Origin of the sequence: Paenibacillus sp. FSL M7-0420 (assembly GCF_038002345.1) — a bacterium.
GTDB lineage: Bacteria > Bacillota > Bacilli > Paenibacillales > Paenibacillaceae > Paenibacillus_AQ.
Window position 1 is genome coordinate 2,165,929 of the sequence record NZ_JBBOCJ010000001.1, and the last position, 20,040, is coordinate 2,185,968.

Below are 20,040 nucleotides of genomic sequence, written 5' to 3' on the forward strand. Positions count from 1 at the left end.
ATATCCGAAACCGGTTGGGTAAGGTTTCAACTGCACGAACGTACGCGTGCATTGAAATAAGGCTGGCAATTTTGAAAGGCAAAAGAGGAGGACAAAGATGGTTAGAAGAGGTAAAGTCTTAAGCTTGTTCATGCTGTTCACGTTATTAATCGCACTGGTCCCTGCGGGGAGTGCAAGCGCAGCAACCTGGAATCTGGCCTGGAGCGATGAGTTCGACGGCTCCTCGCTGAACACCGCCAACTGGACGGCTGAGACGGGCACAGGCAGCGGCGGCTGGGGCAACAATGAACTGCAATACTATACGAACCGTTCACAGAACCTGAAGGTAACCGGCGGGAACTTGGTCATCACGGCGCAGAAAGAATCCTATGAAGGCATGAATTATACCTCGGCACGGATTAAGACACAGGGACTCAAGAATTTCACCTATGGCAAAATCGAAGCCAGAATCAAGTTGCCCTCAGGCCAAGGATTATGGCCTGCGTTCTGGATGCTCGGCTCCAATATCAACACCCCGCCCGGCTGGCCGGCCTGCGGAGAGATCGATATTATGGAGCGGGTAAATAATAACGCTGCTGTCAACGGTACGGTGCACTGGGATGCAGGCGGCCATGCCGAATTCGGAAGGGTATCCGGTAATCTGGACTTCTCCCAATACCATGTATACAGTGTGGAATGGGATTCGAAGTACATCAGATGGTTCGTCGACGGCAACCAGTTCAATGAATTCTATATTGAGAACGGAACCGGCAATACGGAGGAATTCCAGAAGCCGTTCTTCCTGCTGCTGAACCTCGCGGTAGGCGGTAACTGGCCGGGCGCTCCGAACAGCTCCACCCCCTTCCCGGCGCAGATGCTTGTGGATTATGTACGGGTGTATCAGGCGGGTGCGCCTTCGACCGGCATTGTCAGCGGCGGGGTCTACACCTTAATGAACAAGGCAAGCGGCAAGGTAGTGGATGTGAAGGATGTGTCTACGGCAGACGGAGCGAAGCTGCATCAGTGGACCAATTATACCGCAGCCAATCAGCAATTCAGAGTGGAGAGCACAGGAGACGGCTTCTACAAGCTTACAGCGATGCATAGCGGCAAACTGCTGGATGTGCCGAATGCCTCCACGGCAAGCGGAGTCCAGCTTCAGCAGGCGAATGACAACGGCAGCAACGCCCAGCGGTGGAGCATCGTCGATGTGGGCGGCGGATATTACAAGCTGATCTCCAAAGCCAGCGGGCTGGCTATGGATGTCTCGAACTCCTCTACCGCAGACGGAGCGGTCGTGCAGCAATGGACAGATAACGGAACCGATGCGCAGAAGTGGCAGCTGACCAAGATTAATTAGGGCAGTGGAACGCTTATACTGCTGCAAAAGGGCTTAAGAAAGGGAGAAGCCCCGCAAGCCTGTCGGCTGGGCGGGGCTTCCTGCTGTTTGCGGCAAGCTTCTATTTCTTCGCAAACAGCTCAATACTGTGTGTCTCCACAATTGGATTCCAGATACGCTCTACCGATAGGGTAAGCGGCTGCGGATAATCTGCAGCTTGACTGTCAAAAGATAAACTGATCTCACTGGTTCCCGTACCATCTCTAGAGATCATGGTGCCGCCGAAGTCGATTAGTGGCGTTTCCCGATTCGTTCTATTATGCACCTGGCCGTTCGCATCGGTGAATTTGTCAGCCAGTTGTGCGCCGATGTTCTCCGCCTGTACCGCCCCTTGCGAATCGGTGAAATAAGACAGATGGGTCACCTTACGCCGGAGCAGAATCTCTGCCGCTGTTGCATGATGTTCTTCCTTGGATGTGACCATTTCCCAATCGTTTACCGGTGCTTCAATCACTTGCTGCTTGTTCAGATCGACCACAAATTTCATACGGTCCGGCTCCATCGCCGAGATCCCGGCAATCTTCAGCGTGGTGGAGTCCGGCTGGTTAAGCTCGGTATGCCTGAACACCAGCGTGGCCTGCGAGTTGTCTTTGTACACCTCGGAATTATCGGCCGTGATTCTGCCCGGATAAACTAATTTCTCGGTTTGACTCCCGGTTGTTGCGGTCAGAACAGGATTCAGCAGGCTGAAAATCTGTTTGGTGTTTGCCTTGTCATACTCCAGATCGACATAAGTATTGAACGGAGTATACTGTACTTGGCGCACTTTGATCTTTTGCCCGTCCACGGTAAGCGTGCGATTCACAGGCAGTGTGTGCTCCTGGTCTTTGAACCTGCCCGGATCAAGCTGAAACGATACCTCCAGGCCGGTCCGATACTTGCTGCTGCTGGAAGCGAGTGCTTGGTCGGATGTTCCAGTGAGAATTAAAGTGAACTTCACCTCCTTGGAATCAGGGATGAAAGCCGGATAATTAGTGGAATAAATAAAATCTTTGCTCCCGCCGGGCTGAATCCGGGAGTCGCCATCGTACGCCATTTCCAAGGCCGCACCTCGATGTGGATATGGAACCTCGAAATCACCGAATTGAATTTTCGTATCCGCAGTAACAACTTCTTGATCCGTACCGTTGTGCACATTGAATAGGATATACACTTTACGGCCATCCGTGGCCGCGCCTTCCACATCTATACGGTATCCTTTGTTGGTTGCGCTTTGACGGACCGGTTGGAACAGATTTCGTTCCAGGATGTCGCCAACCACCCGGTTCGTTAATGGCTGCTTGCGATAGTCCGCAAAATCATTCCAGCTTTTGGTGCTGGCCGCCTGCACTGAACCGCTGAGGCCGGAATCGTCTATACCTCCAGATGGCAAGCCGATGGATGAGACAAGCACAAAAATGGCTGCGGCCGCGGCTAATACAGCGCCGGCCCCATAGGAATAGAAACGCCGTTTGCTGCGTTTTTTTCCTTGCGTCATTCCACTGCGCATGGCATTATAAATTTTCAATTCCTGAATCTCCTCTGCATGAAGATGGACCTCCCGGGCATCCTGTTTCAGGACACGCTCTTCTTTTTCCAACATTTCTGTCACCTCCGATTTGCTCACAGATATTTCCGCAACAGCCTAAGTCCTTCACGCAGCCAGGTTTTGACCGTGCCTTCGGGCTTATTCAGTACCTTGGCAATTTCAGTGGTCGTCATATCCTGGTAATACTTGAGCATCACGGCATGCCGGTATTTCGGCTTGATCCGGCTCATCGCCCGCTCCAGATCGAGACGGTCGCTGCTCCTCATCTCCTGGGTCTCCTTCTCGTCCAGCTTCTCCGCCGGCACGACGCGTTTTTTACGCCTTAACTCATCCATGCAGCAGTTGATGGTAATCCGCAGCAGCCACGGTGTGAAGGCCTGTTCGTTCTTAAGCTGTTTGCGCTTCATCCAAGCCCGGCATGAGGCTTCTTGCACCGCTTCCAGGGCATCTGCTTCTGAGCGCAGATAGCTGTACGCGAGCGCATACAGTTTACGGTGCTCACTTGCAAGCCGCTCAAAGAACACCTCTTCATCCATCAGTTCCAGATCTGCTGTATTGGCTTTGTTCATTGTCTTCCCCCCATTCACCATCCCCTCTTCCTTATTGTGTTGGTCTATGGAAGAAGTCGTCCTTTAAATATGTTTTCATAAGTAAGACGGAGCTAACCGGAAAAACGATTGATTTTTATTAAAACACATATCAGATAGGCCAACCAGTGACAAACAGGCCGCAGCCAAGCGGTATAATTGTACTACTATAAATATCCAGATTTGTGGTACTGTTAATTGTAAGCGCTGCGATTGTGGCGGAGAACGGGAGGCGGTCGATATGAAAGGTTCTCGAAGCTCCAGGCTGTATCTGCTTCTGATCATACTGTGTATAGTGCTGGGAGGTTGTTCGCGGAACTCAGGCGAAGACCCTCAAGGGGCAGCAGACAAGGTTGAGACGGCACCGCTGCAAAGCCCCGGCGTTCAGCATCTGGTTTTTCACAGTGAAGCCCTGGACTGGGATATGCGGCTCAGTGTCTATCTTCCTAAAGGGTACAATGCCTCTCAGCGTTATCCGGTCCTCTATTTCATCCATGGCTACGGCAGCCGGGAGACGGATATGTGGGGTGGGCTGAATATTCAACAGAATGCAGACCGACTGATTGAGGCCGGTCAAATCGAACCGATCATTATCGTTGCTCCACAGATGGACAACAGCTATGGACTGAATGCTGTAGTTAATCCAGGTGATCCCGCAGCACTGGGCGGTGAACGGTATGAGGATTATCTGGTCAAGGATGTTGTGGAATATACAGATTCGCATTTTAATACTATGGCTGAGCGCGGTTCCCGTTATATTGGCGGTATATCGATGGGAGGTTTTATCAGCCTGCATTCGGCGTTTTTGCATAGCGATGTCTATAGCAGGGTTGGCGGGCATAGCCCGGCGCTGTTCCTGGATGATTGGTCTCTTGCCGGAGGCGAGAACGGCCTGATCCAGTTTCTCTATCCGACGGAAGCGCTGCGGCAGGAGCGTGACCCGCTTCTTTTGGCGCAGAACAGGGACTTATCGAAGTTGAGTATCTACCTGGACTGCGGGGCGGAGGATAGCTACCGGTTCTATGAAGGCACGGAGCAACTGTATACCCTGCTTAAGGAGAAGGGCGTGCCGGTAGAATATCACCTCAGAGCAGGCCAGCATGACGGGGACTATTGGAAGAGTCACATGGACGAATATTTGAAGTTCTATGCCGGGAGGACGAAGGGATTATGACGCTTACGAATTACACATTGAATTTTGAAAAGCTGTGTGCTACATATAAGTTGGGCTTACTGAGTGGTGTGCCGGAGCAAATCTCCGGCGGTTTCCTCCACCGGATGTATCGTGTGACCACGAATCAGGCAGAGTATGCAGTGAAGGCGCTTAACCCGCAGCTGATGCGGAAGGAAGCTGTGATGAATAATATGATAGCAGCCGAAAAGGTAGCCATGCTGGCCCGCAGCCAGGGAGTGAACGCACTTCCTGCACTGCTGAATGAGGGAAGCTGTATACATGAAGCGGATGGGCAATATTATTTGCTGTTCCCTTGGATAGAAGGCCGTTCCATCTCTGCGGCTGAAGCGGGGCTGGAGCAATGCATTCTGATCGGACAAGCTCTGGCTGACATCCATGCAGCGGACTTCGCTCCTCTTCACAAAGAGCTTCAAAGGGACAGCACAGCGGAGGAATTACGGACAGATTGGCAAGGGTATGCCTTGCAGGGCGAAGCTATGGGCCTACCATGGGCTGCACCCCTTAAGGCTAATCTGGATAAGCTAAGCTGCTATGAAAAGCAGGTCAATGCCGCTATGGCGGTCCTTAGCGGGAACATAGTCATCAGCCACCGGGATCTGGACCCGAAGAATGTAATGTGGAGCTCTGAAGGCCAGCCCGTGATCATTGACTGGGAGGCCGCAGGCTGGGTTAACCCGGCGCAGGAGCTGATGGAAGTGGCGCTCTATTGGTCAGACTTTGAGAGTGGTCACATCCGCAAGGCAGATTTCTGTGCAGTAATCCATGCTTACCGTAATCAAGGGGGAGAAATTACTGATCCCTGGCCCGAGGTGCTAAGCAGCGGCTTCCACGGCAAAATAGGCTGGCTGGAGTATAGCCTCCGGCGGTCTCTGGGCCTGGAAGGACCGGATATTTCCGAGCGGGAGCTTGGAACGAGTCAGGTGCTGCCTACCCTGCAAGCATTGAATGATTATGCCGGATTCATTCCGGTATGCCTGCAATGGTTTGAAGATCTTTGAACCAACCCAAGGGAGATGAAGCCGGAGTGGAAAAGAACAAAGTTACCTATGAAACGGTTGACCAATATATTGCGGACTTTGCACCGGAGGTCCAGGAGCTTCTGGAGAGCTTGCGTAAGGTCATTTCGAAAGCTGCGCCGGAGGCCGTGGAGAAGATCAGCTACCAGATGCCTACCTGGTTCCTGCATAAGAATCTGGTGCATTTTGCCGCCTTCAAGAACCATATCGGATTCTACCCGGCACCCAGCGGGATTGAAGTCTTCAAGGAAGAGCTGGCGCGTTACAAAGGAGCCAAGGGTTCGGTGCAGTTCCCCATTAATGAGCCGCTCCCCTATGATCTCATTGCCAGAATCGTCAAATTCAGAGTAGCAGAGAATCAGCAGCAGGCTGCAGAAAAGCGGAAGAAGAAATAAGAGAGCGTGCTCATGCCGATCCAACTCAAAATAAGGGGCTGTCCCGAAGCCATGAAGTGGCTACTTGGGACAACCCCTTATAGTTGATGCTGTGATTGATGGTGCATGGAAACTTAATTGTATCTGGTGTATGAATCCCAGTCCTTACAGTGCCTTATCGTCTATGCTGTTCAACCAGCCCTCAATCTCTCCGATAACAGAGCCGATGCAGCCATCCTCGAACGGGGAGGTTAATCCGGCAAGCTTCACCAGCTCCGTGAAGGAGCGGCTGCCTCCGGCCTGACAGAGCTTCAGGTAATCCGGCCAAGCCGAGGTGAAGTCCTCGTTCGAGCGTTTCCAGAACTGGAAGGCGCAGAGCTGGGCCAGGGTATAGTCGATATAGTAGAACGGGGAACGGAAGATATGAGCCTGCTTGTGCCAGAAGCCGCCTTGTTCCAGATAAGCATTGCCGTCATAATCACGGTGCGGCAGGTATTTCCGTTCAATGTCCCGCCAAGCCTGTTTGCGTTCCTGCGGCGTAGCTTCCGGATGCTCGTACACAAAATGCTGGAATTCATCGACAGAGACGCCATAAGGAATGAACTCCAGACTGTCAGCCAGGTGGTTGAAGCGGTACTTGTCCGCCTCCTCCTTGAAGAACAGGTCCATCCATGGCCAGGCGAAGAACTCCATACTCATCGAATGAATCTCAGCGGCTTCGGAGGTCGGGAACGCATATTCAGGGACCTCCATATTCCGGCTGGAATACACCTGGAAGGCGTGCCCGACCTCGTGGGTTAGCACATCGATATCTCCGGAGGTTCCATTGAAGTTGGAGAAAATGAACGGCGCGCGGTAGTCGCTGAAGAAGGTACAGTAGCCGCCGAATTCCTTGCCTTTTTTGCTGACCAGATCCATCAGCCCGTTCTCCTGCATGAAGGTGAAGAATTCACCGGTCTGCGGGGACATCTCCTGGTACATCTTCGCACCATTCGCCACGATCCAGTCCGGGTCTCCCTTAGGGGTAGCGTTGCCGGAATTGAACTTAATACCCTCATCGTAAAATTTCAGCCCGTCCAGCTGAAGGCGTTCGCGCTGGCGCTGCTTCAGCTTCCCTGCAACCGGCACGATATGCTCATGTACCTGCTTGCGGAAGCCTGCTACCATCTCAGCATTATAATCGGTACGTCCCATCCGGTCATACCCGAGCTCCACGAAGCTCTTGTATCCCAGCTTGGCAGCGATTCCCGCCCGGACCTTCACCAGCTCGTCGTAGATCCGGTCGAATTCGGGTTCATGCTTTGCCATGAAGGCATTACGGGCTTCGAATACGCCTTTGCGGACTTCACGGTCCGTGGAAGAATCGAACGGAATCAGCTGTGCCAGCGTGCGTTCTTCGCCCTGGAACAGGATTTTGGCGGACGCGATTAATTGAGAGTATTCGGAGGACAGCTTATTCTCCAGCTGCAGATCTTCAATGACTTCAGGGCTGAAGGTACGCAGTGAGATCTCGGCCAGGCTTAGGAGCTGTGTTCCCCATTCCTGCTCGAACTCGGCTCTATATTTGGAATTGACGAGGGCTCTGTAATAATCCGTGATGTACTCCTGGATCACCGGTCCGGTCTCATCCATATAATCCTGCTCTGCCTTGTAGAATGCATCCTCCGTATCGATGGAGTGGCGGACACTCACGAGGGTCTCCATCGTATCGAAGCGGCTGCGCAGCTTATTGATTGCTGCCACGGCAGCCTTTTGCTCCTCCAGATTGCCTGTCTCCAGGTCCTTCAGCAGAGTGGTGAACTCCTGTTTGAATTGCTCCACATCCGGGCGTTCGTATACATATTCTGTGAATTTCATTTGCTGCATCGCATCCTTTCTTTACCATATAGATCTTATTATATAATCGGCGCCCGCAAAAAACTAATGTTCTTCCGGTAAACTTTGATTATAGCTAAACACTATACTCCTGGCACCGCGCACATCCGTTGTTGAACCAATATGGAAATTATTCTAGAATAGAGTTAATCTGCACCAATTATTAAATCCCGGGAGGTGATGACCCATGTTTCGGATGAGTCAGTATATGAACGGCACGCTCCATGCAAAGCCTGTGAAATAACTAAGGCGAAAGCTTGGCATGGAGCGGATTCATATTCGCCTGAAGTATGTTTTAAGAAATACAGTTATTTATACACAGGCTTTGCCCTTAAAAGATTAATATATTTTAAGGAGCGAGCCAGATATGCAATGTATAAATGCAGCAAAGCTGTTGCCAGACCACCTGCTGAAGGAGATTCAGCAATATATTCAAGGGGAAGCCCTGTATATCCCAACCTGCAAGAGCAAACGCAGAAAATGGGGCGAAAGCTCAGGGGCAGCCGATTACTATAAAGTCCGCAATGCTGAGATCCGTAGCCGCTTCCAAGAAGGTGCAGAGTTGTACCAATTGTGCGAGCAATACGGGTTATCCATCGACAGCATCCGTAAAATTGTATATTCCAAGAACCCGCAGAGCTGATCTGCGGTTTTTTGCGGTTGGAGAGGGCGTGGTTGCCGGGAAAAGTGCCAAGCGGATGCCGTGTATGGTCAAGTGTGCATCGGTAATAGACAGTGGATGGTCAAGAGACATCAGCCAAGCTGCTATAGTTGAGTGTTGATCGGCTAAGGGTGCGATTTTCACAAAGGCTACGGACTGAGATTCCGCTATTGTGGATTTTCAGGACCAAGTGGAACTTTGGCGGACTGACAATCCGTTATTGCTGCTCAGACAGGCCGTTTCGGTGGTTTGTAAGGCGGATAGCGGAATCTCAGTCCGCGAACAAGCGAATAAGTAACAATTTCGGTAAAATAGCGGCTTCTCAGTCCGCGCCATCAGGCTCGTGCGTCTCGTGTACCTCCGACATCAGTCTCCCGCACATCAGCTACCCCAAGCTCGTCATAAAACTAATATTCCAGGGACCCGCAGAGCTGAACTGCGGTTTTTTTTGAGGTTGGTGGGGGGCTACGGACTGAGATTCCGCTAATGTGGATTTACAGCGCCATATGGACTTTTGGCGGACTGACAATCCGTTATTGCTGCTTAGACAGGCCGTTTGAGTGGTTTGTAAGGCGGATAGCGGAATCTCAGTCCGCGAACAAGCGAATAAGTAACAATTTCGGTAAAATAGCGGCTTCTCAGTCCGCGGCATCAGGCTCGTGCACCTCCGCGCCATTAGACTCGTATCCCCCCCGCCACATCAGGCTCACACACTTCCGAGTCAGCCCCCCGGCTACACAGGCTTACGTCTCCCGCCCGCAAGGCTCAGCGCCTACTAGACCCGGAGCTTATACGTGCGAACCCGCTCTGTACCACTCGCCACCTCCAGGACTTGTAGATCAACGAGATGGTGAAGAATGCGCCTCGCTTGGCGGTCACACACCCGCAAATGCGCGGCCAGCTCCAGCGGCGTCAGCGGACGCAGAATACGCCGGGCCAGGCGGACGGTTTCTGCCTCCAGCCAGGATAATGATGCAGATACATCAGTAGCAGCGAATCTGCCAATGAACGCAAGTACAAGCTGCTGGCATAGCTGAGGTTCTTCTGTAATAGACGGATAGGCAATAGGCAAAAAGGTCCAACCGTCCAGCGCCAGCAGACAATGCCGTCTGCATAAGTCTTTGAACCGCCTGACATCAAGGTCCCGTGCATGCGGACCAAAGCCTTGAATCTCAATGCCGCCCTTGGCACCGCCTGGCATATACGCCAGATCTAAATAACAGTAACCGTTGTTGAAATCACGGACCTCCCACTCCGTATATAGAGACTTGAAATTGCCGACAGCGGGAATCCAGACTGAGCGCAGAAACTCTACGGTCCCGTGCCCCAACCCCTTATTAAGAAACTCCAACCTTATTGAACTTGTCTCCGCATGAATCTGTTCCTGAAGCCATTCCTCAACATGCTGCTCGAATCTCGACAATGAAGCTTCCCCTTTACTGTAGATTAGCCGTGAAATCCGCAGTGATCCTGAACACAAGAAAAGCCGCCTCCATAGAGACGCATCCAGAGTTAGCTCCAGATAAACGCTCTATTGAGGCGGCGTGTTCTTCACGACCTATACCGGTTATTATACCGTATTTCTTTTTATAACCGGTACCATTTATTGCAGAAGAACCAATGAAGGAGTTGAGCCTGGTTGGACCTCCCAAACCTGCAGCTTGAACCCGCTGGAGCGCAGCTTGCGCAGAGGCCATTGTATAAGTCTTTTTACAAAAATATACTGTAGCTGTAGGGAGAGAAGGCAGGAGGCGGTGGCGGTGAAAATCACGATTGAGCAGGTTCCGGAGGGCGGTGAGCCTGAAATTATTCTCAGGTGCAATGACCCGGATGAAGCCTTGCTGGGGCTGATCTACTCGGTGAACGCAGGCGCAAGGAAGCTGATTGGTATGACCGGGCTGCAAATGCACATTATCCATCCGCGTGACGTCTACTACTTCGAGGCGGTCGATCATAAGGTGTTCATCTACTGCCAGGAGAAGGTGTATGAGTCAAGGCTGAAGCTGTATGAGCTGGAGACGGAGTATGAGTCTGGCGATTTTTTCAGAGCATCCAAATCCAGTATTCTGAATGTGGCCAAGATCGAGTCGCTCCGCCCGGTGCTTTACGGAAGATACGAGGCGCTGCTGCACAACGGTGAGAAGGTCTACATCTCCAGACAATACGTCCCGGTGCTCAAACGGAAGCTAGGGTTATAGCTGTGCTGTCAACACTTGAATAGGAGGAATACTCATGATTACAACCAGAAAGTATGTGTCTTTGTTCGTGAAGGATCTGCTGGTGGCTTGCGGGGGGCTGATGGTGCTCGCGGCGGTTGTGCTGGCTCTGAACTCAACGGAGATGATCCGGGGCTCGCTGCTGGTGCAGCTGTTCCTGGGGGCTTCGGCATTTACCTGCTTCCGCTATGCGCTGGTGAATACGTATGAGGTAGATCCCAAAGTGCAGACGATCAGCTTCTATCTCTGCTTCATCCTTGCCGATGTGCTGGTAATTCTCTGGCTGTGGCAGTTCGCAGATGGCCCGCTGATGGATAAGGGAGTGCTGGTGCCGTTCGTCATTGTTATTCTGGTGGTCAAAAGTATGGTATACGCGATGATGCACATCGACGGGAAGCGGGAAGCCAAGAAGCTTAATCAGAAGCTGAATGAGTATAAGCAGGGCGGGGATCAAGGAGACGAAGAGCTTTAGGAAGCGCTGGAGTTAAGGAGCATGAAAGCCATCTTGAAGGGGAAGCGGTCCGGGTGGCTTTTTTGGTGCTGAGTAAGCTTGGGGATTTTTGTTACCTTTTGCAAGACTGAACCGTAATAAGCCAAATGCTATACATAATCTTCCATGGAGATGATCTTATGCTGCTTCACAAGGTATCCCTGACAGAAATGATGAGCCGGATTCACGAACCCGGATATTCACCCGAAACTGTGCTTAACCAGTACATGGAGCGTTACAGACGACTTGAGCCGCATATCCATGCATTTGTCCCTGAGTATGACGTTGAAGGGCGTTTGGATTCGGAAAAAGCTCTGCTGCAACGTACCTACAGCGGAGATGAACGTAAACCGGCCCTATTCGGCATTCCTGTGGCCATTAAGGATCTGCTGCATGTAGACGGTCTGCCCACCCGGGCAGGGTCGCAGCTATCTGCTGAGGTGTTAGCTGGTGCCCAAGGGTCTCTGGTCACTAAACTGCGTGCCCTCGGGGCCGTGATTGCGGGCAAGACGGTGACCGAGGAATTCGCCTATAACGGGCCGATTGCTACGCTTAATCCGCATAATACCGCGCATACTCCCGGAGGGTCCAGTGCAGGCTCCGCCGCAGCGGTGGCTGCGGGGCTCTGTCCGCTGGCTGTGGGCACACAGACGCTGCGTTCGGTGATCGCCCCGGCGTCCTTTTGCGGAGTGGTCGGCTTCAAGCCCAGCTACGGGAGGGTTCCGCTGGATGGGGTGCTGCTGTTCTCGCCGTCTTTTGACACGGTAGGGTTCTTCACGCAAGACTTGCCTGATATGGAGGCAGCGGCAGCCTTGCTTGTCCCGGACTGGGAGGCTCCTGCTGCCCCAATCCCCCGTAAGCCGGTTCTGGGTATCCCCAAGGGAGTCTATATGGAGCTGATGAGCGCGGAAGTCAAAGGGGTGTTCGAGGCTCAGATCACAGGACTTAAGCAGCTTGGATATGAAGTCCGTTATGTCCAAATGCCGTGGGAGGATGAACTCATCTATGGAAATGCCATGCTGCGTTTCATTGAGGGAGAGCTGGCACGGGAGCATGAAGATAGATTCGCGGTGCATAGAGTAGAATACGGCGTTCCCGTGCAGGAAGCGATCCTTAGAGGACAGCACATTCCGGAGGAGGAGCTGGAGCAGTACCGCACCCGGCAACGGGAGCTTCGGCGTGATCTGACGGAGCTTATGGAGCAAGAGGGAATCGACCTGTGGGTCTCTCCGGCCCAGGGAGGGACTGCGCCGAAGATCGAGGAGCGGAATACAGGCTGGGCAGGGATGCCTGCGGTCTGGGGCTTCGCGGGAGTGCCCGCGGTCAGTCTGCCTGCGGCAACGCTTGAAGGCATGCCGCTCGGCTTCCAGTGCATAGGAAGATATGGAGAAGACGAGATGCTGTTAGCCTGGGCACGCCAGCTATGGCCGCATCTGGCGGAGGAGTAACCGCTCCCCGTGAAATAAGGAGCGGTTACCGGGCCGGTTATTTTGTTCGGGGTTTCTTGGGGGAGCAGCGGCGCTTCAGGAACCGTACGTCGATCTCCCCGCTGCCGCCGGTATTCGGCTTCAGGCGGAGAGGGAAGGCGTTACGCTTCAGCAAGAGCTTCACCTGGCGCGGCGTGAGACCAGGCGCAAGCTGGAGCAGCTGCGCGGCGGCACCGGACACGATGGGCGTGGAGATGCTGGTGCCGGACAGCTTGAAATACCGCTTGCCGACCTTATTGCGCGGCAATTCACGGACCAGCCGGGAGCCGGGGGCGCGCAGCGAGATCACGGAATCGCCGGGGGCGACCAGATCCGGCTTCAACTTGCCGCCGGGAGCGGGTCCCCGGCTGGAATAGACGGCGATCCGGTCATCCTTCTGCGTCAGCGTCCGGCGGTCATTGACGGCTCCGACGGTGATCGCGGAGGGGCTGATCCCGGGGGACTCTACGGTCCTGCGCCGAGGGCCGGCATTGCCGGCGGCGATGACTACGGTGAGGCCGGCTTTGACGGCTTTTTCCACGGCCTGGACGAGAAGATCATCCTTGACATGCGGAGCCACCGGTCCGCCGAAGGACATGGAGAGGATGCGCAGCTTCAGCTTTTTGCGGCGGGTGATGCAGTATTCAATCGCCTTGATGATGGTGGAGTCATAGCCGTCCCCATACTTATCCAGCACCTTGATTCCGACAATACCCGCTTCCGGCGCGGGTCCCCGGTACTTGCCCCGGCTGGACCAGCCGTTACCGGCGGCATCCCCGGTGATATGTGTCCCGTGTCCGTTGTCGTCATACGGGCATTTCCGGTGATTGATATAATCCTTGAACGCCAGGATGCGGTTCACCGGCCGGGTCAGATCGGGATGCGGGTAGACTCCGGTATCGAGCACAGCGATGTTGATGCCTTTGCCGGTAAGTCCTCTTGAGCGTCTAACCGCTGTAGCTCCTATGGATGGAGTCGCGATGTTGAGTGTAGCCTTCTTGATGCCATCCAGGTAGACTTTATGGACCCCGTTCCAGCGGCATACATGCTCCAGACATTTCAGGGATACCTGTGAAGCTACGGCCTGGTGCAGCCGCAGATGATGCTTGACCGGGAGGACATGCCGTCCCAGATGCTTCCTCAGTTCACGGAGCCCTGCCGGAGTAAGCGGTTGTCTGAACTGTATGATCACCGGTATAGCAGTAGTTGAGGCAGCAGTGGAATAGGCTCTGCGGATCTTATGCTTTAGGGGCCGGTTGAGCTTGGCGGCGTGACGCCTGACCCATGATGGTACACTTTTCATAATGTAATCACCTCTATGAAGCAGTGTATGCGGCAAGCTGCCTCGTGGGTACGAAACCATGAATGAGTACAGTAATACATTTATGTAAATAACAGGCAATAGCGCGTTTCGGCTGATTCTTCTATTGCATTTACTACTGTATTCCAATAGAAAGTGGTGAAGTAAATGAAAGAATCAGAGAAGAAGGCATTGCTGGCAAAACGTCAACTGATGGCTAAAAAAGCAAGAGCAGCGGCGGTAGTAAGACCCAAGAGACGGCGGATCAGACAGGTGCTTAATAATTTCATCGTGCTTGCCGTGAACAATAACAATGTCCCTTACGAAACACAGGGCTGGACGGCAACACTGACCCGGAGCTCCGGCACTGTGATCACGGCACAATTTGATGAATTCGGCGTTGCCCAGTTTAATACGATCAGTACGCTGACAACAGTCAGCTACACGCTCCGAATTATCGACGCGGATAATGTGCAGCGCACACAGAAGTTCGTCCCGTCGAACCGCGAGTTTTTTGTAGCACGCTTCTAAGGCGGTGCGCCTATTTATATTCTATGAACAGTGCAAGATAGAGAGCTAGATTGCATAGTGTATCTATGAATGACGGAATGAAAGAGCTGTTTCCAGGGCCGGAGGGCTGATGGGGGCAGCTCTTTTGATATATGTGTGAGATAATATTCCGTTTGTCAAGCATTAAGGGGAGTTGGCGTTAAAATATTGGCTCAATGTACAATCCCGTCCGCAGAATTCAGCTCTTATGACAATAAACCTTCCATCAATATTCAAAAGCGGGGGCATACCCTATATAATATCGCCATAGATGTATATCAGGGATTGTGGAGCAGGATGCCAAGCGGGCAGCAGCTATGAGCTGAAGATGCCCTGGAAAGGTCTGAGGAATGATGAGCCTGGAAGCCTTGAATGAACGTGTGAATACGGATCTCTCTTACCTCGCCTATGGCGGCGCGGACTGGGTCCGCCCTGTGGAGCATGTGGAAGGCCATGTCTATGATGTCGTCATTGTGGGCGGAGGCCAGAGCGGGCTCGGTGCGGCTTTTGGCCTGCTGCGCGAACGGATCTCGAATCTGCTGATCATCGATGAGAATCGTGACGGGCTGGAGGGGCCGTGGGAATCCTATGCCCGGATGGTGACGCTGCGCACACCCAAGCATCTGACCTCGATTGATCTTGGAATTCCATCGCTGACCTTCCGCTCCTGGTGGGAGGCTCAGCATGGGGCGGGGGCCTGGAGTGAGGTAGATAAAATCCCGCGCGGGCAGTGGATGGAGTATCTGCGCTGGTACCGGCAGATTCTGAAGCTGCCGGTACGTAACGAGGTGCAGCTAATGCTGGTTGAACCTGGTGACGATGGAATCTACCGTCTGCAGGTTACAGGAGCGGGTGCGCCGGCCGGAACACTGCTGGCCCGTAAGGTGGTGCTGGCTACCGGTATTCAAGGCGGAGGGCAGTGGCATGTTCCGCCAATGATTGCAGATCATCTGCCGGAGCGCCTGTATGCCCATACTTCCCGGCAGATTGACTTCGCTGCCCTTCGCGGCAAGCGGGTGGGGATTCTAGGCGGCGGGGCGTCTGCCTTCGACAATGCCAATTACGCGCTTCAGGAGGGCGCGGCTGAGGCCCAGGTCTTCGTCCGCCGGACGCAGCTGCCGGGGGTGAATCCGATCCGCCAGATGGAGGGCTCGGGAATGATTGAGCGGTTCCATACCCTGGCGGATGCGGACAAATATACAGTCATCTCGCATTTCTTCCAGTATAATCAGCCGCCGACGGGCGATACCTTCCGCCGGGCAGCGGCATGGCCCGGCTTCCGGCTGCATCTCGGCTCGCCGTGGCTGAAGGTGGAGGCTGCGGGGGAGCAGGCGGTGGTGACTACACCTGCCGGTGAGTTCAGCTTCGACTATCTGATCATCAGCACGGGCCTGCTCAGCGATCCTGCCCTGCGGCCGGAGCTGCGGCAGGTGGAGCCTCATATTGCCCGCTGGAGCGACCGGTACACAGCGCCTGCGGGAGCGGCGAATCCGCTGCTGGATGCACACCCTTACCTTAGTCCAGGCTTTGCCCTTCAGAGCCGGGATGAAGCAGGCCGCAAGCTGCTGCATGGCTTATTCGTGTTCAACTATTCCGCGCTGGCCAGCTGCGGGTTATCGGCATCGGCCATCTCGGGACTGCGCAATGCGATTCCGAGACTGGTCAGCGGCGTGGCAGACCAACTGTTCCTGGATGACCGGGAGCAGATCCTGCAGGCTTATTATGATTACGATGAGATTGAATTTACAGGCCAGTAAGACGGCCGGAAGAGGCTGTACCTGAGGCGGGCAATGACCTCTGGTGCAGCCTCTTGGCGTGCAGAGCGGATAGATTGGCCAGTGCCTGAGAGCTGACTGGCACCCGGGTCAGGCAGTAATCCTGGCGTACAACGCGAAGAACAGCGCCAGCTCGCCCATAATCAGGACATTCGGTACATGGACTAGAAGATCCAGCACATAGAAGCAGGCCAGAATGGCGGTCAGCCCTGCCAGCGGCTTCATTCCCAGCCGATGCTGCTTATGCCTGTAGACCTGGAAGACCAGTGCCGTGGAAGCGAAGTAGAGCAGTGCGGAGCCGAACAACAGGTTCAGCATCGGTCCATAATGTAGCTGATCCAGGAAAAGCAGCTGGATGGACGCAGCAAGCATACATAGCGACAGATAGATGAACAGATGCCCGTAGATAATCGTCTGTCCGGCAGTCTGGATGTGCATATCGACCTTCTTCTCCAGGTTGTCATAATACTGCCACCATATGGCGATGATCAGTACAAAGGTGAGCGCAGCGAAGCCGACAGATTGTCCGGTCCAGCTGCTGGATTGCAGTACGGCGAGAATGCTGACCACGGATTCGCCGAGCAGGATCAAGGCGAACAGGGAGAAGCGCTCCAGCAGATGATGGGTATTGGCGGGCGTCTTCACCAGAATCCTCCGTCCCGTCAGCGGGAGAATAATGTCTAGTATAATCCCGGCGTACAGTACCGCATACCGCAGCCAAGAATCGAAGAACAGGGAGCAGGCCGAAATCGTAAGTCCAATCCAGAAGCGTGATCCCAGATAACGGGCGGTGCTCCGCAGATGTCCGCTTTCTCTGGAATGGCTGTAATGATACTGGACCGCAGTCATGATCCGGAGTCCGAGGTAGCCAATCAGAAACGGCAGATAGTTGGCATCGAAATCTACCGACAGGCTGGCTGTCATAATCAATACGAAGAACAACTGGATAATCAGAAAAATCCGGTGCATCACCGTATCCTGACCATAGCGGTTAACGAAGAGCGTCTGGCCGACCCAGGCCCACCAGATCGGAATGAAGATCAGTATGAATTTGCCCTGTGTCTCAAAGGACAGGGTCTCGTGTTCTACATGCAGCAGCACATGGCTGGCTTTGGGGACCGCAGCGACAAACAGCAGATCGTAGAAGAGCTCCAGCCAGGTTACCTTTTTGATGATCATTGCGTTAGTCCCCTTTGCCGTTTGTTGTCCGGAGCTGTCCGGTTTACAAGTATAATAATGGCTCTCCACAGAAGAAGGCAAGAATATCTGTGACAATTGGAGAGGTTGCCTTGGCGGGAATTGACCTGACGGACACACTCATTGATAATAAAGAGGTTCATATTCTTGAGAGAATGGGAGTAGAAGCATGTCATATCGCAATATGGAAGAATGTATTATTGACCTGGAGAAGCACGGGCATTTAATTCGCATACATGAAGAGGTAGACCCGCATCTGGAGATGGCGGCGATACATATGAAGGTCTATGAGGCGGGCGGTCCCGCTCTGCTGTTCGAGAAGGTCCGGGGCTCGAAGTACCGTGCCGTCTCGAATCTGTTCGGAACGATTGAGCGAAGCAAGTTCATCTTCCGCGACACGTGGGAATCGTCACAGGCGGTCATCGCCCTGCGCAGCAATCCCATGAAGGCGCTCAAGCAGCCTTTGCGGTATATCGGGACAGGCCTTGCCGCCCGTAAAGCGCTGCCGATCAAGAAGGGCAGCGGTGTACCGGCCGGGTTCGAGGAGATTAGGATCTCCGATCTTCCGCAGATTAAGCACTGGCAGGGCGACGGAGGGGCGTTCGTCACGCTTCCGCAGGTGTATTCCGAGGACCCCGATAAGCCGGGTATCATGAACTCCAATCTGGGGATGTACCGTATTCAGCTTAGCGGCAACGAATATGAGCTGAATAAGGAAGTAGGCGTCCATTACCAGATTCACCGCGGGATCGGCATTCATCAGGCCCACGCGAACCGGCGCGGCGAGCCGCTGAAGGTTAGCTGCTTCATCGGCGGCCCGCCTGCGCATACGCTCTCGGCGGTGATGCCGCTGCCGGAGGGCTTAAGTGAAATGACCTTTGCTGGGCTGCTCTCGGGGCGTCATTTCCGCTACAGCTATGTAGACGGCTTCTGCGTCAGCAGCGATGCCGACTTCGTCATTACCGGAGAGATTCATCCCGGGGAGACGAAGCCGGAGGGGCCGTTCGGCGATCATCTGGGCTATTATAGCCTGACTCACCCGTTTCCGGTGATGAGAGTACACAAGGTTTACGCCAAAAAAGGGGCCATCTTCCCCTTCACGGTGGTCGGCCGTCCGCCGCAGGAGGACACTGCCTTCGGAGAGCTCATCCATGAGCTGACCGGCGGGGCGATCCGCTCGGAGATTCCCGGCGTGAAGGAGGTACATGCGATAGATGCTGCGGGAGTGCACCCGCTGCTGTTCGCGATCGGCAGTGAGCGGTATACCCCGTATCAGCAGCTGAAGCAGCCTGCAGAGCTGCTGACGATCAGCAACCGGATTCTCGGAACCGGACAGCTCAGTCTGGCGAAATACCTGTTCATCACGGCAGAAGAGGACAAGCCGGTCAGCACGCATGATATCGCCGGATTCCTGACCTACATTCTGGAGCGGATCAATCTGCGCCGCGATATTCACTTCCAGACGAATACAACGATTGATACGCTGGATTATTCCGGTACGGGGATCAACAGCGGAAGCAAGGTGGTCTTCGCAGCCGTAGGAGAGCAGAAGCGGAGCTTGTGCACGGAGGTACCTGAGGTTCTTCAGCGGGTGGAGCAGGGCTGGGGTCCGGCGGCCATGATTATGCCGGGGATTGCCGCCATGCAGGGGAAGCCGTTCCGGGATTACGCCTCGGCGGCAGAGGAGATCTCCGGCCTGAGCGCTGCTATTGCAGCGCAGGGGGCGCTTGATTCCTGCCCGATGATTATTCTGTGCGATGACAGCAGCTTCATGTCGGATTCGCTGAACAACTTCCTGTGGGCGACCTTCACCCGCAGCAATCCTTCCCATGACATCCATGGGGTGAACAGCACGGTGGAGTATAAGCACTGGGCCTGTGATAATGTGATCATCGATGCCCGGGTGAAGCCGCATCAAGCGCCGCCGTTAATTCCTGACCCCGAGGTGCAGCGGAGGATTGAGCGGGTATTTAGTGAAGGAGCAAGCTTGGGTGGACTGCAGAGCCGTAAGGGGTGAAGCAGCACTTCTATAACCGCTGAAAAGAGGGGTTGTATGGCTGAGCTATTCGGGGTGCTTTTCGAAGTTATGCTGGAGCTCGTATTGGGCCGTAAGGACCGCAAGCGGAGGAGAGAACGAAGAAGACAGAGAAGAATAGAGCGGAGAATGAAAAGGCAGGGGCGTTTGTAGACGCCCTGTCTTTCATTTGGTGGCTGTTGGATGTTAGACGCATAAACGTCATTTATGATAATAATGACGTTTATGCGTTTTTTATCGTGGCGGAAAATGTATGCGAAAACAAACATGTCTTTCAAGGCACAACTCCAGCATAAAAATGAGCAGCACGGAGGTGTGCAGACCAAATGTAATCGAAAAACCGATCACAATACGCAACGTGGAGGCGAGCGCACCAAATGTAATCGAAAAACCGACCA

General features: G+C 53.8%; 17 protein-coding genes. 11 read left to right on the top strand and 6 right to left on the bottom strand.

Features of this window, described 5'->3' with window-relative positions; genetic code table 11:
* Positions 1 to 97: 97 nt before the first annotated feature.
* Entirely contained in the window at positions 98 to 1,339 is a 1,242-nt protein-coding gene (locus MKX51_RS09115) for an RICIN domain-containing protein (protein WP_340942145.1), read from the top strand.
* A 100-nt stretch (positions 1,340 to 1,439) separates the two neighbouring features.
* Here the strand turns inward: MKX51_RS09115 and MKX51_RS09120 are convergent, their stop codons facing one another.
* Positions 1,440 to 2,960 carry a DUF4179 domain-containing protein gene (locus MKX51_RS09120; protein WP_340992121.1) on the bottom strand — a complete coding sequence of 507 codons (1,521 nt, stop codon included), beginning with the start codon at positions 2,958 to 2,960 and terminating at the stop codon, positions 1,440 to 1,442.
* A gap of 20 nt (positions 2,961 to 2,980) precedes the next feature.
* The gene (locus MKX51_RS09125) at positions 2,981 to 3,475 is read right to left on the bottom strand and encodes a sigma-70 family RNA polymerase sigma factor (RefSeq protein WP_340992122.1); all 495 of its coding nucleotides are present in this window, start codon (positions 3,473 to 3,475) and stop codon (positions 2,981 to 2,983) included.
* A 259-nt stretch (positions 3,476 to 3,734) separates the two neighbouring features.
* On the opposite strand from MKX51_RS09125, the gene MKX51_RS09130 reads away from it, so the two are divergent.
* Genes MKX51_RS09130 through MKX51_RS09140 form a run of 3 tightly spaced genes read left to right on the top strand, consistent with a single transcriptional unit; the run spans position 3,735 to position 6,099 of the window.
* Positions 3,735 to 4,667 carry an alpha/beta hydrolase gene (locus tag MKX51_RS09130; protein WP_340992123.1) on the top strand — a complete coding sequence of 311 codons (933 nt, stop codon included), beginning with the start codon at positions 3,735 to 3,737 and terminating at the stop codon, positions 4,665 to 4,667.
* Positions 4,664 to 5,686 carry an aminoglycoside phosphotransferase family protein gene (locus tag MKX51_RS09135; protein WP_340992124.1) on the top strand — a complete coding sequence of 341 codons (1,023 nt, stop codon included), beginning with the start codon at positions 4,664 to 4,666 and terminating at the stop codon, positions 5,684 to 5,686. The genes MKX51_RS09130 and MKX51_RS09135 overlap by 4 nt, the downstream gene beginning before the upstream one ends.
* 26 nt (positions 5,687 to 5,712) lie before the next feature.
* Positions 5,713 to 6,099 (top strand): iron chaperone, encoded by a 387-nt coding sequence (locus MKX51_RS09140; protein WP_340992125.1) that lies wholly within the window; start codon positions 5,713 to 5,715, stop codon positions 6,097 to 6,099.
* A gap of 144 nt (positions 6,100 to 6,243) precedes the next feature.
* Here MKX51_RS09140 and MKX51_RS09145 read toward each other — a convergent pair whose 3' ends face one another.
* Positions 6,244 to 7,935, bottom strand: a complete 1,692-nt coding sequence (locus MKX51_RS09145) for a M3 family oligoendopeptidase (RefSeq protein ID WP_340992126.1) — start codon at positions 7,933 to 7,935, stop codon at positions 6,244 to 6,246.
* Positions 7,936 to 8,320: 385 nt separating this feature from the next.
* Here MKX51_RS09145 and MKX51_RS09150 point away from each other — a divergent pair, with 385 nt between their 5' ends.
* Complete coding sequence (locus tag MKX51_RS09150; RefSeq protein ID WP_209874583.1) at positions 8,321 to 8,596, top strand: CD3324 family protein; 276 nt, start codon at positions 8,321 to 8,323, stop codon at positions 8,594 to 8,596.
* 793 nt (positions 8,597 to 9,389) lie between these two features.
* Here MKX51_RS09150 and MKX51_RS09155 read toward each other — a convergent pair.
* Positions 9,390 to 10,037 (bottom strand): transcriptional regulator, encoded by a 648-nt coding sequence (locus MKX51_RS09155; protein ID WP_340995574.1) that lies wholly within the window; start codon positions 10,035 to 10,037, stop codon positions 9,390 to 9,392.
* Between the two features lie 337 nt (positions 10,038 to 10,374).
* Between MKX51_RS09155 and MKX51_RS09160 the strand changes: the two genes are divergently transcribed.
* From MKX51_RS09160 to MKX51_RS09170, 3 genes are all read left to right on the top strand, one after another.
* Positions 10,375 to 10,812 carry a LytTR family DNA-binding domain-containing protein gene (locus MKX51_RS09160; protein WP_340992127.1) on the top strand — a complete coding sequence of 146 codons (438 nt, stop codon included), beginning with the start codon at positions 10,375 to 10,377 and terminating at the stop codon, positions 10,810 to 10,812.
* A gap of 34 nt (positions 10,813 to 10,846) precedes the next feature.
* Positions 10,847 to 11,302 (top strand): hypothetical protein, encoded by a 456-nt coding sequence (locus MKX51_RS09165; protein ID WP_340992128.1) that lies wholly within the window; start codon positions 10,847 to 10,849, stop codon positions 11,300 to 11,302.
* Between the two features lie 158 nt (positions 11,303 to 11,460).
* The gene (locus tag MKX51_RS09170; protein WP_340992129.1) at positions 11,461 to 12,768 is read left to right on the top strand and encodes an amidase; all 1,308 of its coding nucleotides are present in this window, start codon (positions 11,461 to 11,463) and stop codon (positions 12,766 to 12,768) included.
* A gap of 37 nt (positions 12,769 to 12,805) precedes the next feature.
* Here the strand turns inward: MKX51_RS09170 and MKX51_RS09175 are convergent, their stop codons facing one another.
* On the bottom strand, positions 12,806 to 14,089 hold the full coding sequence (locus tag MKX51_RS09175; protein WP_340992130.1) for a S8 family peptidase: 1,284 nt from the start codon (positions 14,087 to 14,089) through the stop codon (positions 12,806 to 12,808).
* 165 nt (positions 14,090 to 14,254) lie between these two features.
* Between MKX51_RS09175 and MKX51_RS09180 the strand changes: the two genes are divergently transcribed.
* Complete coding sequence (locus MKX51_RS09180) at positions 14,255 to 14,617, top strand: hypothetical protein (protein ID WP_051478024.1); 363 nt, start codon at positions 14,255 to 14,257, stop codon at positions 14,615 to 14,617.
* A gap of 371 nt (positions 14,618 to 14,988) precedes the next feature.
* Entirely contained in the window at positions 14,989 to 16,392 is a 1,404-nt protein-coding gene (locus MKX51_RS09185) for an NAD(P)/FAD-dependent oxidoreductase (RefSeq protein WP_340995575.1), read from the top strand.
* A gap of 108 nt (positions 16,393 to 16,500) precedes the next feature.
* Here MKX51_RS09185 and MKX51_RS09190 read toward each other — a convergent pair whose 3' ends face one another.
* Entirely contained in the window at positions 16,501 to 17,589 is a 1,089-nt protein-coding gene (locus MKX51_RS09190; protein ID WP_340992131.1) for a low temperature requirement protein A, read from the bottom strand.
* A gap of 187 nt (positions 17,590 to 17,776) precedes the next feature.
* Here MKX51_RS09190 and MKX51_RS09195 point away from each other — a divergent pair, with 187 nt between their 5' ends.
* Positions 17,777 to 19,624, top strand: a complete 1,848-nt coding sequence (locus MKX51_RS09195; protein WP_340992132.1) for a UbiD family decarboxylase — start codon at positions 17,777 to 17,779, stop codon at positions 19,622 to 19,624.
* Positions 19,625 to 20,040: the final 416 nt, after the last annotated feature.

What these genes read in the sequence shown, in the direction of transcription:
- MKX51_RS09115 (WP_340942145.1), top strand. Translation starts at nt 98, where the DNA reads ATGGTTAGAAGAGGTAAAGTCTTAAGCTTGTTCATGCTGTTCACGTTA.
- MKX51_RS09120 (WP_340992121.1), bottom strand. Translation starts at nt 2,960, where the DNA reads ATGTTGGAAAAAGAAGAGCGTGTCCTGAAACAGGATGCCCGGGAGGTC.
- MKX51_RS09125 (WP_340992122.1), bottom strand. Translation starts at nt 3,475, where the DNA reads ATGAACAAAGCCAATACAGCAGATCTGGAACTGATGGATGAAGAGGTG.
- MKX51_RS09130 (WP_340992123.1), top strand. Translation starts at nt 3,735, where the DNA reads ATGAAAGGTTCTCGAAGCTCCAGGCTGTATCTGCTTCTGATCATACTG.
- MKX51_RS09135 (WP_340992124.1), top strand. Translation starts at nt 4,664, where the DNA reads ATGACGCTTACGAATTACACATTGAATTTTGAAAAGCTGTGTGCTACA.
- MKX51_RS09145 (WP_340992126.1), bottom strand. Translation starts at nt 7,935, where the DNA reads ATGAAATTCACAGAATATGTATACGAACGCCCGGATGTGGAGCAATTC.
- MKX51_RS09150 (WP_209874583.1), top strand. Translation starts at nt 8,321, where the DNA reads ATGCAATGTATAAATGCAGCAAAGCTGTTGCCAGACCACCTGCTGAAG.
- MKX51_RS09165 (WP_340992128.1), top strand. Translation starts at nt 10,847, where the DNA reads ATGATTACAACCAGAAAGTATGTGTCTTTGTTCGTGAAGGATCTGCTG.
- MKX51_RS09170 (WP_340992129.1), top strand. Translation starts at nt 11,461, where the DNA reads ATGCTGCTTCACAAGGTATCCCTGACAGAAATGATGAGCCGGATTCAC.
- MKX51_RS09175 (WP_340992130.1), bottom strand. Translation starts at nt 14,089, where the DNA reads ATGAAAAGTGTACCATCATGGGTCAGGCGTCACGCCGCCAAGCTCAAC.
- MKX51_RS09180 (WP_051478024.1), top strand. Translation starts at nt 14,255, where the DNA reads ATGAAAGAATCAGAGAAGAAGGCATTGCTGGCAAAACGTCAACTGATG.
- MKX51_RS09185 (WP_340995575.1), top strand. Translation starts at nt 14,989, where the DNA reads ATGAGCCTGGAAGCCTTGAATGAACGTGTGAATACGGATCTCTCTTAC.
- MKX51_RS09190 (WP_340992131.1), bottom strand. Translation starts at nt 17,589, where the DNA reads ATGATCATCAAAAAGGTAACCTGGCTGGAGCTCTTCTACGATCTGCTG.
- MKX51_RS09195 (WP_340992132.1), top strand. Translation starts at nt 17,777, where the DNA reads ATGTCATATCGCAATATGGAAGAATGTATTATTGACCTGGAGAAGCAC.